This is a genomic window from Pseudomonas sp. CFII64 (genome assembly GCF_000416235.1).
Classification (GTDB): domain Bacteria; phylum Pseudomonadota; class Gammaproteobacteria; order Pseudomonadales; family Pseudomonadaceae; genus Aquipseudomonas.
Window position 1 is genome coordinate 89,814 of the sequence record NZ_ATLO01000042.1, and the last position, 14,578, is coordinate 104,391.

Below are 14,578 nucleotides of genomic sequence, written 5' to 3' on the forward strand. Positions count from 1 at the left end.
TCATCCAGAACGCTCGCGTCATGGTCGGGTCGCGGCACCTTTCTGGCTGGTTGGGCGTCCTCCTTTGGTAGCGTCGCCATGTTTGTTGCCCGCCGCTTTGCTGTCGTGAGTCTGGGTCATGACTTTCGAATCCGGAGCACCTGAGGTGTTGGTCGAATCGGCTCCCTTGGCAATAGTTGAAACAGCGAAGATCACACAGAAGACTGCACACATCTGCATTGAGCGCCTCATTTAAACCTCCAACTTAGTTAGCTAAGCAATTACTTTGAATGTACTGTTTTTCACACCACTCAAGCACAGAGAACCTTAGTCGTCCGTTGTTCCATCCGCAACTTGAAATCGCTAATTCGGCGTAAATAGCCTGCCATTTAAAAAAGGGGGGCTCTTTAGAAGAATTCATAATAACCGCTTCGCCCGATATGTTTGACAGCCCCTAATGTTTGGGAGTCCTATGCAAACGTCATTATCCGGCGCAGTCCGGAAAGCATGATGACACCGGATATACGAGGCGGGATAAACGGATCCAATCAGTAGCACTCAGCACGGAACCGACCATGAAGTGGATATGAGGCCGTGCGCCTTTATCAGGGCATCTAAGATTGAAGTCTGTATCGCCCGATTAACAGTTTGCCCTCGTTGTCGTTATTATTGCGCCTGGCTCTCTCCCGGGAGGGTCGTCGGCGGGAGTAATTAAAATGAGAAAAACAAACTCGCCTAAACTTGCAACAGCTTTCACCCTTCTTGCTATCAGCGTCGCACAAGTGTACAGCGGCCCGCTCTCGGCCCGAACGCTTGGGCAGGCTAATACCATGGCGCAACAAACGCTCAGCCAGATGACCCTGGAGGAAAAATTCAGCTACATAAGCGGTACCGGCGGTTGGGATGTCAAGCCGCTGCCCCGCTTCAATTTGCCGCAAATCCTCGGCGCCGACGGCGGATTGGGCGTGCGCTATACCAACCAGGGTAACGATCAAGGCGTGGTCTACCCCAGCGGACCCAATCTGGCGGCCACTTTCAATCTGCGCCGGGCGGTGGATTTCGGCCGGGCCTTGGGCTATGACACCGCCACTGGCGGATATCACTACATCACGGGCCCCGGCATGAACATGTATCGAATGCCGTATGGAGGGCGTAACTTCGAATACCTGACTGGAGAAGACCCATTCCTCGGCGCAAGCATGGCGCCGGCAGTGATCAACGGTATTCAATCGCGAGGTATTTGGGCGGACGCCAAGCACTTCGCCGCCAATGATCAGGAAACCAATCGTTTTGTCCTTGATCAGAGCATGCCTGAGCGGGTTTTGCGAGAGATGACAATGCCGCCCTTTGAGTCCGCGTCCAAGAACGGAAAAGTTGCCTTGATGATGTGCTCGTTCCAGAAAGTGAATGGCGAGTTTGTATGCGAAAACAGTCATTTGTTGCGGGACATCCTGAAGCAAGGTTGGGGTTATCAGGGCTTCGTGCAATCGGATTATGGAGCGGTCGTCAACGGCTTGAATGCTGCCCAGGGTGGCACCGATATAGAGATGCTGTTCGGCGTGCAAATGAACAGCACGACACTGACGCCCTATATCGAGAGCGGTGTATTAAGTGTCGCCACCATCGACGACAAAGTACTGCGTATACTCCGGCAGATTTATTTATTCGATTTTGATACTTACGTGCCATCTACCGCCCACGACATGGACAATCCTGCCAGCAACCAGGCGGCTTTAAACGTGGCGCGGGAAGGTATCGTATTGCTGAAAAACAAAGATAACTTTTTGCCACTGGATCGCAATGTGGTGAGAAAGATTGCGGTGGTCGGTGTGCTGGGTAAATACGCACCACCCATTGGCTTTGGCAGCGCGTATGTGTCGGCGCGCAACTACATCAGTGAAGTGAGTGGCATGCGCCAAGTCGCTTCGAACGCGCAGGTCACTTTCCTCGACAGCCTGTCTCTGGATCCGCAAGCGGCGGTATGGACTCACCTGGACAGTGACGGCACCACCTCCGTACCGGGCATGACCGCCGAGTACTTCACCAACCCCGACTGGTCCGGCACCCCGGCAGCCACCAGAACCGAAACCTACGTCGATCTCAACTGGGACAGCGACGAGAATCTGCCCACCGACGGCAACGACCGCAACACCTCGATCCGCTGGAGCGGCAGGATCACGCCGACGATCAGCGGCGAGCATGTGTTCAAGGTACGGGCGGACGGCTTGATCCGGCTGCGGATCAACGGCCAGCAGATCCTCGATAACGGCGACGGTGAACCGCTGCCCAATAACCCGATTCCACCCACTATTCCGGCTTACACCAAGTACACGCTGGAAGCCGGCCAGACCTACGACGTGATGCTGGAGTATTCGCGCAGGCCTGCTTATGTCGCGAGCCTGGGCGGTTACACCGGGGTCCGCTTCAGCTGGGCTTCACTGGTGGCGCCGGACGATATCGCGTCCTACGACGCGGTGGTGGTGGCGGCGGGCAACAGCAACGAGTACGAAGGCGAAGGCTGGGACCACATGTTCGAGTTGCCGGAATACCAAGGCCAAATGATCCAGAGCATCGCCGCGCAGAACCCGAAAACCATCGTGGCGCTGCATGGCGGGACGGGGCTCAAAGTCAGTGACTGGGTCGACCAGGTCTCGGGCCTTCTGCATGCGTTCTATCCTGGCCAGAATGGCGGGCAGGCATTGGCTGAGATCATTTTCGGCCGCGTCAATCCTTCCGCCAAACTGCCGATCAGCCTGGAGCGAGATATTCAGGACAACCCTCTGTTCTCCTACTTCCCGCAGTTCGACAACGAAGGCGTGATCACTCAGACCAGCTACGCCAATGACTTGCTATCGGGCTATCGCGGGTACGAGAAAAAAGGCACAACGCCGCTTTACCCCTTTGGCTACGGGCTGTCGTACACCCAGTTCAGCTATTCCGGTATCCGCATCACGCCGGCGGTGGCGCTGGGCAATACACCGGTCCAGGTCTCGTTCGACATCACCAACACCGGGCAACGGGCCGGCGCCGAAGTCGCTCAGCTGTACGTTGGCCAACGCAACCCGCGTCTGGAACGGCCCATCAAGGAGCTCAAGGGCTACCAGAAAGTGTTTCTGCAGCCTGGCGAACGTCAGCGGGTGACGATCGAACTTAACGGTCGCTCGCTGGCGTACTACAACCCTGCCACCAGTAACTGGGTGATCGATGGCGACACCTTCGACATCGGCGTTGGTGCAGCATCCAACGACATCCGTTTGAGGACACGCCTGCTCAGCCCTTACCGCCAGTCGCTGTCAGTCGCCAATAGCAATCCGCTGCCGCCTACGGTAGTGACCGCGACCAAGGTCACCGCCCGCCAGCTGGCCATGAACGGCAATGATGATCAGGCCAGCGGTGACGGGCTGGACACTCCGGTGCCCGCGCCAGTGACGCCGCCCGGAAATGGAAACTCAGGAGGCAGCACTCAATAAGACAGTACCCATTCTTCGCAACCAGATAGCCAGGCCGGCCGACGGCCTGGTTATAGGTTCGTGCTCGCGGCATGACTTTGTCGCTGTCCAAACGTGAATAGTGTCGTGTGGTATCGATTCCTGCGGATCAGGACCCTGAGTCCGCGTCTGTCTCGCAGGCCCGTGCCAGCGCTTGTGTATCGACATACTCCCGGATGTTCGTCAGTTTTCCATTTCGCACGGTAATGGCGAAGACCCAATCGTCCTGCCACGTTTTATTAGTGGCTTTGATTTTCCCTCTGGCGAAGCCGACGACCAGAACCCGGTCACCCTGCGCCACGTATTCGTGGAACTCCATGACTGATGTTTCCATCTTTTCGGAAGCCTTCTGAAGCAGATCTGCCAATCCCGCGTGCCCGCGATGCGTGCCAGCCAGCGGCCAGTCCTCGCCCGGAATGATCCATTCAATATCTTCGCAAACCAGCGCCAACAGATCTCGCCTATTGCTGCGGCCCATTGCTGTAAAAAAGGCCTTAACAACCTGGACATTCTTTTGTGCGTTCATCGAAATCTCTCCGTTTCTCTCGCATCTGATCGAGTCCGTTCCAATCAGATGCCTTGTGGACATGCTGGCGAGGAACGTCGTGTCGGCGATTCAGCCGATATCGACGTTCAGGGCGATGTCCCAGGTGCCTGCGCCATTTTTTGCAAGGCCGATCATCATCAGGCCGAGCGCCTCGAGCGTCTGGGCCATGTGCAGACCGCCGACATCCAACGGACGCAGCCCGAGACTCTCGATGAACGTCGAGACGCGCGCCTTGGCCTGCGGATCGTCGGCGGCGATGAACGTGTCGAGGCGCCCACCCTTGGCAAGGACGTGGCCGAAAAGAGTGTTGAACGCTTTCACGACATGTGCGCTGGCGGGGGCGATCCTGGCGATCTCCTGCGCACCAGAACTGCCGGTGGGAGAGACAAGGCTCGTGAGGTCCGGGGAGGCCGTGTTGGTGATGTCGATAATCACCTTGCCGCCGAGCGCGTCCCCGTAGTCGGCCACCACCGACGCCGCACCGGTGTACGGCACGGCGAGGATGACGATGTCGCCGGCCGGAGTGGCCCCGTACTCCCCTGTGGTCGCTCCGGCTGCGAGCTTGTCGGCCAGCGCCTGCGCTTTGGCGGGGTCGCGGCTGACCACCTCAACGGTGTATCCAGCCTTGGCGGTACGCCCGGCAATCGCCGCGGCCATTGCTCCTGAACCGATGATGCTGATAGTGCTCATGTGTAATCTCCAAAAATGAGTTGGGGTATTGCCCGCCGTCTCTGAACGGGCTTCCCCCGGTAAATAGCCAGTGTGTGCCAGGCCGCATCCGCCTCAGTTCATTCAGGCGGCAGGGAAGTAATGGCCGTTGTCCATATCGGCAAACAGGCCGGGCTGCATGGGTGTCCAGCCGAGCGTCTGGCGCGTGATAGCGTTCGACGCCGGGGTGTCCAGCGTCACCAGGTTCGCTAGGAAACCGAAGAAACCTGGCCCCATCATTACGTCCACGGGGATGGGCACGGCGGGAAGGTTCAGACGGCTGCCAATGGCCTGCGCGATCTCGCGGTACGGGATAGACCCCTCGGCAACCGCATGCCAGCATCTGCCAGCGGGCCCCTTCTCCAGAGCCAGACGGAACAGGGTAGCGAGGTCGCGGGCATGCACTGCCGCCCACCGGTTGGCGCCGTCGCCGGGGAAGCCAACGACGCCCTTTTCCTTTGCTTGCCCGATAAGGACCTGAAGGAAGCCGGCCTTGTCGGTTGAGCTGTGCATGATTTCAGAAATGCGTACGACCGAAGACCGCACGCCCCGCTCTGCGAGACCGATTACGGTGAGCTCCACGATGTTACGAACCCGCAGGGAGCCCTTATATTGGTCGCCATCCGGAGAAAGAGCCGGATCCTCCTCGGTCGCCGGTCGGCTCTGGAGCGGCCCGGGAACCGGCCAACCCTCGGTAGTCGGCGAACCGATGCTTCCCGACACGACCAGCGGCTTTCCCGTTCCAGCCAGGGCATCACCATATGCGAGCATGATCCGGACCTCCGCTGCGGCAACAGCGTCGATCCCACCGACCGGAAGCAGATCTTGTCTGTGCGCGACGTGGATCACGCCGTCGGCGGCTTCAGCCGCCTCCTTGAGCCCGTCAAGATCATCGAGATCACCGCGACGCACCTTTGCGCCGAGCGCGGTGAGCGCCTGCGCCGCACTGTCCGACCGGGCCAAGGCGGTGACCTCGTGGCCGGCGGCGATGAGGTCGGCAATGATGTACGGACCGGAATGGCCGGTCCCGCCAGTGACGAATACGTGCATGTTGATGCTCCTTGTAACAGATGTGATGCGATAAATTCTGCGAGTGCACTCAGCCGAGAAGGCTGACGCCGATTGAGAAACTGGTGTGTTTGACGGAGTGGGAGATCCGGCGATCGCGCTCAACGTACGAGCCATGCTGGTCTTGTCACTTGCAAAAAGCAAGTGACTTACAGAAACTTACTTGTGAAATACAATCGACATTACAATCCAGCCATGAAAAACAACATCCAAAGAGGACGGGGGTCGGTCGAACGCGGAGGCTCCGCTCACGGCGTCTCATCGATTGCGCTGATGATTACTATCGAAAGGCCCGTCTGTCTGCTTGCCAAACGTGACTCCTATAATCGCCTCCCGTTTTCTCCCCCCGCTCCCCGTCTGCCGTCAGGCGACCTTCCCCCTGGAATCCAGCACTATGCCAAGCGCCAGCACAGCCCCTCACGACCGCCCCGAACATAGTCAACAGAGCGTCAAACAGCAGTGGCTGGCGATTCTCTCGGTCGCCGTGGGTGCCTTTGCGTTGGTTACCAGTGAGTTCCTTCCCGTGGGCGTCCTCAACGATGTCGCCAGCGACCTCGGGATCAGTGCAGGCCACGCCGGCCTGATGGTGACTTTGCCCGGCATAGCAGCCGCCCTCGCCGCGCCCTTACTGTCTGTGGGCATTGGCGCGATGGACCGACGCTATCTGCTGATCGGCCTGACGCTGATAATGATCATCGCCAACTCGGTCGTGGCCTACGCCAGCGACTTCAGCCTGCTGCTGTTCGGCCGCGTACTATTGGGCATCAGCATCGGCGGCTTCTGGGCTACCGCGATTGCCCTCAGCGGCCGCCTGGCCCCCAAGGGAGTGGGCGTAGCTCAGGCCACCTCGATCATCATGGTCGGTGTGACTTTGGCCACCGTGCTGGGTGTGCCCGTAGGCACCTGGCTAAGTGGCCTGATGGGCTGGCGCATGACTTTCCTGGTAACCGCGCTAGTGGGTGTACCGGTGCTACTGGCGCAGATCTTCCTGCTACCGCGACTCAACCCGGACAAAGCCATTCGCATCAGTGACCTGCCGGCCTTGTTTATCAATCCACAATCGCGGGTTGGATTGATCGCTGTATTGCTGATTGGCCTGGCGCACTTTGCCGCGTACACCTACGTCGCACCGTTCTTCAAACAAAGTGCCGGCTTCGATGGGCCGACTATTGGTTCATTGCTGCTGCTCTATGGCGTGGCTGGGGTGATGGGCAATATCTTCGCCGGTTTCGCGGCCAACCGCAGCGTGCGCCACACTCTGTTGCTGGTTGCACTGATGATCGGCATCAGCACCGCGCTGTTCCCCTACTTCGCCACCGGCATGACCGGCGCAGCGATGCTGATCGCGCTCTGGGGCTTCGCTTTCGGCGCCTTCCCGGCTTGTGCCAGTATCTGGATGTTTGTCGTAGCGCCCAAGGATGTCGAACGCGGCATGCCACTCTTCGTCGCGTTGTTCCAGGTGATTATTGCGTTGGGCTCGTTCTTCGGTGGGCAGATCGTAGACCATCTGGGAAGCTCGGTGCTGTTGAGTCTGGCCACGGCCCTGGTGGGCTGCGGTTTTGTCACGGTGCTGGTGTTGGGGCGTAACGTCAGTAATAGCGCGGCAGCCCAGCCCTGCTGATCAGGCCGATGTAAGTAACAAAAGTGATCTTGAGCATTCCTGAGTTTTTCAAAGTGGTGCGTACAGAAACAAAATCGGCAGGTGTTAGAATCTGGTGCCCCGTGCCTGACCTTCAGTGGAGCGCCAGAGCCCGAATCACCAGAATGGCCGAATGGTGCGCCAATGTTTCTAAGCCTTGAAGTACGCAGCTACGAGCGGGAAAACCCTCTCCACCACCATGACCATGCTCAATTGGTATTGCCGATTCGTGGCCGAATGGAGATTGACGTAGGTGGTCGCGGGGGCTGCATTGATCAGTCATTGGCAGCGCTTGTGACACCGGGCTCGGTGCACTCGCAGCACACTGACGTCGATAGCCGTTTTCTGGTTTTGGACTGTACGCCGACGACGCTGGAAACACTCCAGATCGGGCGTCTTGCTCAGAAAATATATGTGCCTATTCCCCCAGCGACACGTCGGCTTATCGAGTTCGCTGAGCTCATAGGCAACGCGCAACTCTCCATCGCGGCCTCACAGCTGGGCCCTCTGCTTTTGTCATCCCTTGGCTCGGACACCTCGTGTTTTTCAGAGCCCATGGAGCAGTTGCTCGCCCGTCTTCGGGCGAATCCTGGCGCGAACTGGAGCAACGAAGTCATGGCTCAAGTAGCAAACATGAGCATGAGTCAACTGCACCAGCGATTCCGGCAATTGTTCGAGATGAGTCCTCAAGCCTGGTTAACCGATCTACGCATACAAGAAGCCCAACGATGGTTGCGTGGAACCTCATTACCCATAGCTGAGATTGCCTTGCGTGCAGGTTTTTCCGACCAGGCATCGCTGACCCGTGCCATGCAACGCGTGAGCGCCACGACCCCGGCGGTTTATCGTAAAGCGCAAAAACAGTCTGGGTAAAAAATCCCACAGTTACCGACAATACTCCCCGTTTCAGCTGCTCCAGACTTCATCCTTTATGCGTTGGAGCGCTGGTAAATGTTTGCTGATCGAACACTGCTGAAGGGCATCCTCTACGGGGTTTGCGCGGGGCTGTGCTGGGGAGTGATTTTCCTCGGCCCGCAGCTGACGCCGGGGTTGAGTGGCCTGCAATTCGCAGTCCTGAGATTCCTTTGCTACGGCGCGATTTCGGCGGCCCTGCTTATGCCGCGCTGGCGGCGCGTTTGCGCCAATCTCACCATCGCCGACTGGAAGTCACTTTTCTGGCTCAGCCTGATTGGGAATCTCATCTACTACGCGCTGGTGGGTACCGGTGTGCAACTGGTTGGCATTGCCACAACATCCCTGATTGTCGGACTCATTCCCGTGCTCGTGACTTTGGCAGGTCGCAATGACGCAAACGCCGTTTCGTTGCGCAAGCTTGTCCCCTCGCTGTGCTGCGCCGTAGGTGGAGTCCTGCTTATAAGCTGGCATGCGCTAATCAATGGCGACCGGCCCGATACATTTGCAAGCATCGCCGGGATTCTATGCGCGACGGGCGCATTGGTGACCTGGAGTTGGTTCGCGGTGAGCAATGCTCGGCGGTTGGTTCAGGTCGCCAGCGTTTCCTCCCATGACTGGGCATTGCTGACAGGGGTCATGACTGGGGCTCAGTCACTGCTTTTGGCAGCGCCTGTCCTGGGTTTTCAGGCCGAAACGCATGGCAACTCCGACTGGCTGCATTTTTTCCTGGTGGCGGGTGGCGTGGCCCTTTTATCTTCGGTTGTGGGAGGCGCGTGCTGGAACCAGGCGAGCCGACTTTTGCCGTTGGCACTTAGTGGTCAAGTGCTCGTGATTGAGACATTGGCGGCGCTTGTTTTTGGGTTCGTATGGGAGCATCGGCTACCCGACGGGTATGAGTTGGTGGCCATAGCACTGCTGCTTATCGGTGTCGTCTGGTGCCTGAATTGTCATCGTGCTCAGTTCCATTCCCCAGCTGCTTAGCGCGTACATCTAACAGCCGATCATGTTGAACAATCCGGTTTCCCCAAACTGCTTGTGAGAAGGCAGCCGACCGCTTGCGGGAGGACAAGCCCAAGCCGCCGCCCCGCTAAATTGCCCGCATACTGCTTCGCAATACCCTTTTCAACGTGCTGAATTTTTACGCCTTTTGACGATTGCAGATGGCGTTTTGCCCATGTCATACTACGTCATACAACTAGGACGACAGGATGTCTTGATGGCCCTGGCGCATGACTATAAGGAAGGCAGTTGTTCATGATTTTTGAAAGCAAGCGTGTCCGCCAAATTTCTTCGTCTCCCAGCATGGCCATTTCCATGCGCGCCAAGCAGCTGTCCAGCGAGGGCCGCGACATTGTTGATATGAGTCTGGGCGAACCCGACTTCGATACCCCCGGCCATATCATCGAGGCCGCGCACCGAGCGATGCTCGACGGACACACTCGCTATACCGCACCGCAAGGCACGCTGTCCTTGCGCAAGGCCATCGTCGCCAAGTTTCAGCGCGAAAATGGCCTCACCTATGGCGTTGATGAAATCACCGTCGGCAACGGCGCCAAGCAGGTGATCTACAACACGTTCGTTGCGACCCTGGAACCTGGCGACGAGGTGGTTATTCCAGCGCCCTATTGGGTGTCCTACTCCGATATCGTGACCTTGAGCGGCGGCGTGGTGCGGATCATTCCCTGCGGCATCGATGCCGGCTTCAAGCTCACGGCGCAGGCACTGCAAGGTGCGCTGAGCGACAAGACCCGCTGGCTGATTCTCAACTCACCGTCCAACCCCAGCGGCGCGATTTACTCTGAAGCTGAGCTGCAGGCGCTGGGCAAGGTGCTGGAAGATTTCCCCAATGTGCTGGTGATGTCCGATGAAATCTACGAGCACGTGCTGCTCGCCGACCAGCCTTTCGTGTCGTTTGCCAACGCTTGCCCGCAACTGCGCGAACGCACCCTGCTGATCAACGGCGTGGCCAAGGCTTACGCCATGACCGGCTGGCGCATCGGCTACGGCGCAGGTCCCAGGGAACTGATCGCCGCCATCAGCAAGATCCAGTCACAAAGCACTTCTGGCGCAAGCGCCATCAGCCAGGAAGCCTCCCGCGCCGCCCTCGAAGGTCCACAGGATTTCGTCAGCAGCAGCGCCAAGGAATACGCCCAGCGCGGCAAGCTGCTGGTAGACGGCCTGAGCCAATGCCCGGGCCTGCGCCTGAGCGCGCCGGCCGGTGCGTTCTACGCATTCCCTGAATGTAGCCAGTTGTTCGGCCGCACCACCGCGCAGGGCCAAGTGCTCAGCGACGACGTGGCGCTGTCGGCCTACCTGCTCGACCACGCCGGTGTCGCCGTAGTACCGGGCGTGGCGTTTGGCATGCCTGGTTACTTTCGACTGTCATTTGCCACCTCACGCGAACAGATATCCAAAGCTGTCGTTGCCATTCGCGAAGCGCTTTCAGCCTTGCGCTGAAGCTTTCGCTTTTCGTTGTGCCAAAGCTGCCATAACAACATCGGAGATCCCCATGCTCGATCAAAAGAAACAGCTGCTTGCCTTGGTTGTCGCCGTTTGCCTGGGTGCAAGCGCTGCACAGGCTGACGACCTGACCGGTACACTGAAAAAAATTAAAGAATTGGGCACCGTCACGCTTGGCTACCGCGATGCGTCGCTGCCCTTCTCGTATCTGAACGACGCCCAGCAGCCTATCGGCTACAGCATCGAGCTATGCCAGAAAATCGTCGACCAGATCAAGGTCAAGGTCGGTGAGCCGAATCTCAAAACCGAGTACGTATCGGTGGTTGCGGCCACCCGTACCCCGTTGCTGATCAACGGCACGATCGACATGGAGTGCGGCGTTACCACCAACACCGTCGAGCGCCAGAAGCAGATCGGCTTTTTGCTGACCAGCTACATCGCCAGCGCCAAATACGCCGTCAAGAAAACCGCCGGCATTAACAGCGTGGCCGATCTGAAGGGCAAATCGGTTGTAGTGATCACCGGCGGCAGCGGCGAGTGGATCACCAAGAACCTTGACCGCGAGAAACAGCTGGACTTGAAAATCCTCAACGCCAAGGACGGCGGCGAAGCCTTCCTGATGCTGGAAACCGGCCGCGCCGTGGCCTATATCAACGACGACGTGCAGTTGATGGCAACCATCGCCCAAAGCCGCAGTCCGGACGCCTACTCCTTGCTGCCTGAAGCGATGTCAGCCGAACCCTACGCCATCGGCATTCGCAAGAACGACCCGCAGTTCAAGACCTTCGCCGATGATGTGCTGCGCACTCTGTACAGCACGGGTGTGATCGAGACCCAGTACCCTAAATGGTTCCAGCAGCCGATCCCGCCGAAAAACGCGACGATCAACCTGCCGATGAGCGATGCATTGAAGCAGGCCATCGCCAACCCGAACGACACCGGCGTCTGACCCGCCACCTTCACGCCAGGCAGTGACGCGGCGCACCTGCGCCGCGCCGTTGTGCGCCTGGCCGCATGCACTGCTTCTCCCTGAACGTTGGTGTTGGCATGGATTACAACTGGAACTGGAGCGTGTTCTGGGATTTTGCTCCCGGAGAGTCAGCTTCGTATTTGCAATGGTTGGTCACCGGCACCAGCTGGACCCTGGCGACCACTCTCGCCGCGTTCATCATGGCGTTTCTGATCGGCGGCCTGGTCGGTACCCTGCGTACCAGTACGGTGCGCCCGCTGGTATGGCTGGGCAATCTGTACACCGAGGTATTTCGCAACATCCCCTTGCTGGTGCAGATGTTCATCTGCTTCTTCGTGGTACCTGAACTGCTGCCCGTTTCCTGGGGCGACTACCTCAAGCAAGACCTGCCCTACCCGTCTTTTTTCAGTGCCGTGGTGGCCCTGACCCTGTTCACCTCGGCCAAGCTTTCCGAGCTATTCAAGGCCGGCATCGAGTCGGTCGCCTATGGCCAGCGCGGCGCGGCCCTGGCCCTGGGCCTGCGGCCCACGCAGATGTACCTGAATGTGCTGCTGCCGCAGGCGATCCGCGTGGTGTTCCCGCCGTTGACTTCCGAGGCACTCAACACCCTGAAAAACTCTTCGGTAGCGCTGACCATTGGCCTGATGGAGTTGACCGCGCAGGCGCGCAACGTCAGCGAGTATTCATTCAATACCTTTGAAGCCTTTACAGCGGCGACGGTGATTTACGTGGCCATTTCGCTGCTGATGACGTTTGTCATGGGTCGTATCGAAAGCTCCCTGGCCGTTCGCGGCGCGACGAGGTAAGTCATGTTCGATCTAGACCCCAGTGTGATTGTGCGGGCAATGCCGGCGCTGTGGAACGGCCTGAAGTTCACCCTGTTGCTGACGCTTGTGGCGATGTCAGTGGGCATCGTTGCCGGAACCCTGCTGGCATTGATGCGCTTGTCGGGCAACCGCGTGATGCGTGGCTTCGCCCTGGGCTACGTCACGGTCATGCGCAGTATTCCGCTGGTACTGGTGATCTTCTGGTTCTACTTTTTGATGCCGCTGCTGCTGCAGATGGCCTTCCACACCGAACGCCCGGTGCAGATAGGCCCGGTGGTCACCGCCTTCGTGACGTTCTGCATGTTTGAGGCTGCGTACTACAGCGAAATCATCCGCGGCGGTATCCAAAGTATTTCCGGCGGCCAGAAGCAGGCAGCCCAGGCCCTGGGCCTGCGCCCGGCGCAAGCGATGCTCTACGTAATACTGCCGCAAGCGCTGCGGCGCATGCTGCCGTTGCTGCTGACCCAAACCATCATCCTGTTTCAGGACACCTCGCTGGTATATGTGCTGTCGATCGCAGACTTTACCGGTGCGGCCAGCAAGTTCGCCCAGCGTGACGGACGCCTGGTGGAGTTGTACCTGTTCGTGGCATTGGTGTATTTGGTGATCTGCTACCTGCTGTCCCGGCTGAGTAAACGCCTGAAAAGAAGCACGGAGAGAACTGCATGATCCAGATGAAAAACCTGAGCAAATGGTACGGTGATTTCCAGGTCCTGAAAAACTGCACTACCCAGCTTTCACGCGGCGAGGTGGTGGTCGTGTGCGGGCCGTCCGGTTCGGGCAAAAGTACCCTGATCAAGTGCGTGAACGGGTTAGAGCCGGTGCAGGAAGGCGAGATCTTCATTGACGGCCAACCGGTCACCGGCCGCGGTGTCGACCTGCCGAAACTCCGCGCGCGAGTGGGCATGGTCTTCCAGCACTTCGAGCTGTTCCCGCACCTGACTATCGTGGAGAACCTCAACCTGGCGCAAATCAAGGTGCTCAAGCGCGACCTCACCACCGCCACCAGCAAGGGCATGGCGCTCCTGGAGCGCGTGGGCCTTAAGGCACATGCGCACAAGTACCCTATTCAGCTGTCCGGTGGCCAACAGCAACGGGTCGCCATTGCCCGCGCCCTGGCCATGGACCCGATCGCGATGTTGTTCGATGAGCCCACCTCTGCACTGGACCCGGAAATGGTCAATGAAGTGCTGGATGTGATGGTAGAGCTGGCAGGCGAAGGCATGACCATGATGTGCGTCACCCACGAGATGGGCTTCGCCCGTAAAGTCGCCGACCGCGTTGTGTTCATGGACGGTGGCGAAATCATTGAAGACGTGAAATCCGAAGAATTCTTCGGCGCCCCACGCTCCGAACGGGCTCGCAGCTTCCTGTCCAAGATCCTGCAACACTGAGTTCGACATCGGTCGGTTTACTGGGGAAGACTGTATGAGGTGTCTACCTTTGGTCAGTCAACGCGAGCAGACCGGCAACGCCAGAAGTCGGATACCTCACACGTTCTGCTGAGGAGATGCCAATGAAAAGCCTGATGACCCCGCTGGCCTTGCTGTTCGGCATCGCGGGCAGCCAAGTGATGGCCGACACTTTGGCCAACCCCTTGGACAGTGAGCGCTGGCACTCCCGGCCGTTGATCGTGGTAGCGCCCAACGCCAACGATGCAACCTGGCGTCAATTCCAGCAAGACCTGATGAAACCTGCCAACCGCGAGGCCTTCATCGAACGTGAAATGGTGCTGTATACCGTGATCGATGGCGTCGGCAAACGTAACGATCAAGCCTTGGACCCGCAGGCCACCTCAGCGCTACTGAAGACACTTGGCGTAAAACCTGATGGCCCGACCCGTCTGCTCCTGGTGGGTAAGGACGGCGGCACAAAAGTTGACCAACACGCGCCGCTGGACGCCCGCGCAATCTTCGCCATCATTGATAAAATGCCGATGCGGCAAAACCCCTAGCCTGGCGCTCGCTCAATCTCTCG

At 58.6% G+C, this 14,578-nt stretch carries 13 protein-coding genes; 10 read left to right on the forward strand and 3 right to left on the reverse strand.

Annotation, left to right across the window (positions count from 1 at the left end; translation table 11 throughout):
• Positions 1–695: 695 nt before the first annotated feature.
• Positions 696–3,449: a glycoside hydrolase family 3 protein gene (locus CFII64_RS18370; protein WP_052026639.1), complete on the forward strand. Its 2,754-nt coding sequence runs from the start codon at positions 696–698 to the stop codon at positions 3,447–3,449.
• Between the two features lie 127 nt (positions 3,450–3,576).
• Here CFII64_RS18370 and CFII64_RS18375 read toward each other — a convergent pair whose 3' ends face one another.
• The 3 genes from CFII64_RS18375 to CFII64_RS18385 all read right to left on the reverse strand — a co-directional run bounded on the left by CFII64_RS18375 (position 3,577) and on the right by CFII64_RS18385 (position 5,772).
• Positions 3,577–3,993 carry a nuclear transport factor 2 family protein gene (locus CFII64_RS18375; RefSeq protein ID WP_020292323.1) on the reverse strand — a complete coding sequence of 139 codons (417 nt, stop codon included), beginning with the start codon at positions 3,991–3,993 and terminating at the stop codon, positions 3,577–3,579.
• A 90-nt stretch (positions 3,994–4,083) separates the two neighbouring features.
• Entirely contained in the window at positions 4,084–4,704 is a 621-nt protein-coding gene (locus tag CFII64_RS18380; RefSeq protein WP_020292324.1) for an NADPH-dependent F420 reductase, read from the reverse strand.
• Positions 4,705–4,806: 102 nt separating this feature from the next.
• Positions 4,807–5,772 carry an SDR family oxidoreductase gene (locus tag CFII64_RS18385; RefSeq protein ID WP_020292325.1) on the reverse strand — a complete coding sequence of 322 codons (966 nt, stop codon included), beginning with the start codon at positions 5,770–5,772 and terminating at the stop codon, positions 4,807–4,809.
• Between the two features lie 412 nt (positions 5,773–6,184).
• Here CFII64_RS18385 and CFII64_RS18390 point away from each other — a divergent pair, with 412 nt between their 5' ends.
• From CFII64_RS18390 to CFII64_RS18430, 9 genes are all read left to right on the forward strand, one after another.
• On the forward strand, positions 6,185–7,411 hold the full coding sequence (locus tag CFII64_RS18390) for an MFS transporter (protein WP_020292326.1): 1,227 nt from the start codon (positions 6,185–6,187) through the stop codon (positions 7,409–7,411).
• Between the two features lie 162 nt (positions 7,412–7,573).
• The gene (locus tag CFII64_RS18395) at positions 7,574–8,302 is read left to right on the forward strand and encodes an AraC family transcriptional regulator (RefSeq protein WP_020292327.1); all 729 of its coding nucleotides are present in this window, start codon (positions 7,574–7,576) and stop codon (positions 8,300–8,302) included.
• Between the two features lie 78 nt (positions 8,303–8,380).
• Positions 8,381–9,325 carry a DMT family transporter gene (locus CFII64_RS18400; RefSeq protein ID WP_020292328.1) on the forward strand — a complete coding sequence of 315 codons (945 nt, stop codon included), beginning with the start codon at positions 8,381–8,383 and terminating at the stop codon, positions 9,323–9,325.
• Positions 9,326–9,598: 273 nt separating this feature from the next.
• Positions 9,599–10,801, forward strand: a complete 1,203-nt coding sequence (locus tag CFII64_RS18405) for a pyridoxal phosphate-dependent aminotransferase (RefSeq protein WP_020292329.1) — start codon at positions 9,599–9,601, stop codon at positions 10,799–10,801.
• A gap of 52 nt (positions 10,802–10,853) precedes the next feature.
• Complete coding sequence (locus CFII64_RS18410) at positions 10,854–11,753, forward strand: transporter substrate-binding domain-containing protein (RefSeq protein WP_020292330.1); 900 nt, start codon at positions 10,854–10,856, stop codon at positions 11,751–11,753.
• Positions 11,754–11,851: 98 nt separating this feature from the next.
• The gene (locus tag CFII64_RS18415) at positions 11,852–12,580 is read left to right on the forward strand and encodes an amino acid ABC transporter permease (RefSeq protein ID WP_020292331.1); all 729 of its coding nucleotides are present in this window, start codon (positions 11,852–11,854) and stop codon (positions 12,578–12,580) included.
• 3 nt (positions 12,581–12,583) lie between these two features.
• Positions 12,584–13,270 carry an amino acid ABC transporter permease gene (locus CFII64_RS18420; protein ID WP_020292332.1) on the forward strand — a complete coding sequence of 229 codons (687 nt, stop codon included), beginning with the start codon at positions 12,584–12,586 and terminating at the stop codon, positions 13,268–13,270.
• The gene (locus CFII64_RS18425) at positions 13,267–13,995 is read left to right on the forward strand and encodes an amino acid ABC transporter ATP-binding protein (protein ID WP_020292333.1); all 729 of its coding nucleotides are present in this window, start codon (positions 13,267–13,269) and stop codon (positions 13,993–13,995) included. The genes CFII64_RS18420 and CFII64_RS18425 overlap by 4 nt, the downstream gene beginning before the upstream one ends.
• A 122-nt stretch (positions 13,996–14,117) precedes the next feature.
• Entirely contained in the window at positions 14,118–14,555 is a 438-nt protein-coding gene (locus CFII64_RS18430) for a DUF4174 domain-containing protein (protein WP_020292334.1), read from the forward strand.
• Positions 14,556–14,578 lie beyond the last annotated feature (23 nt).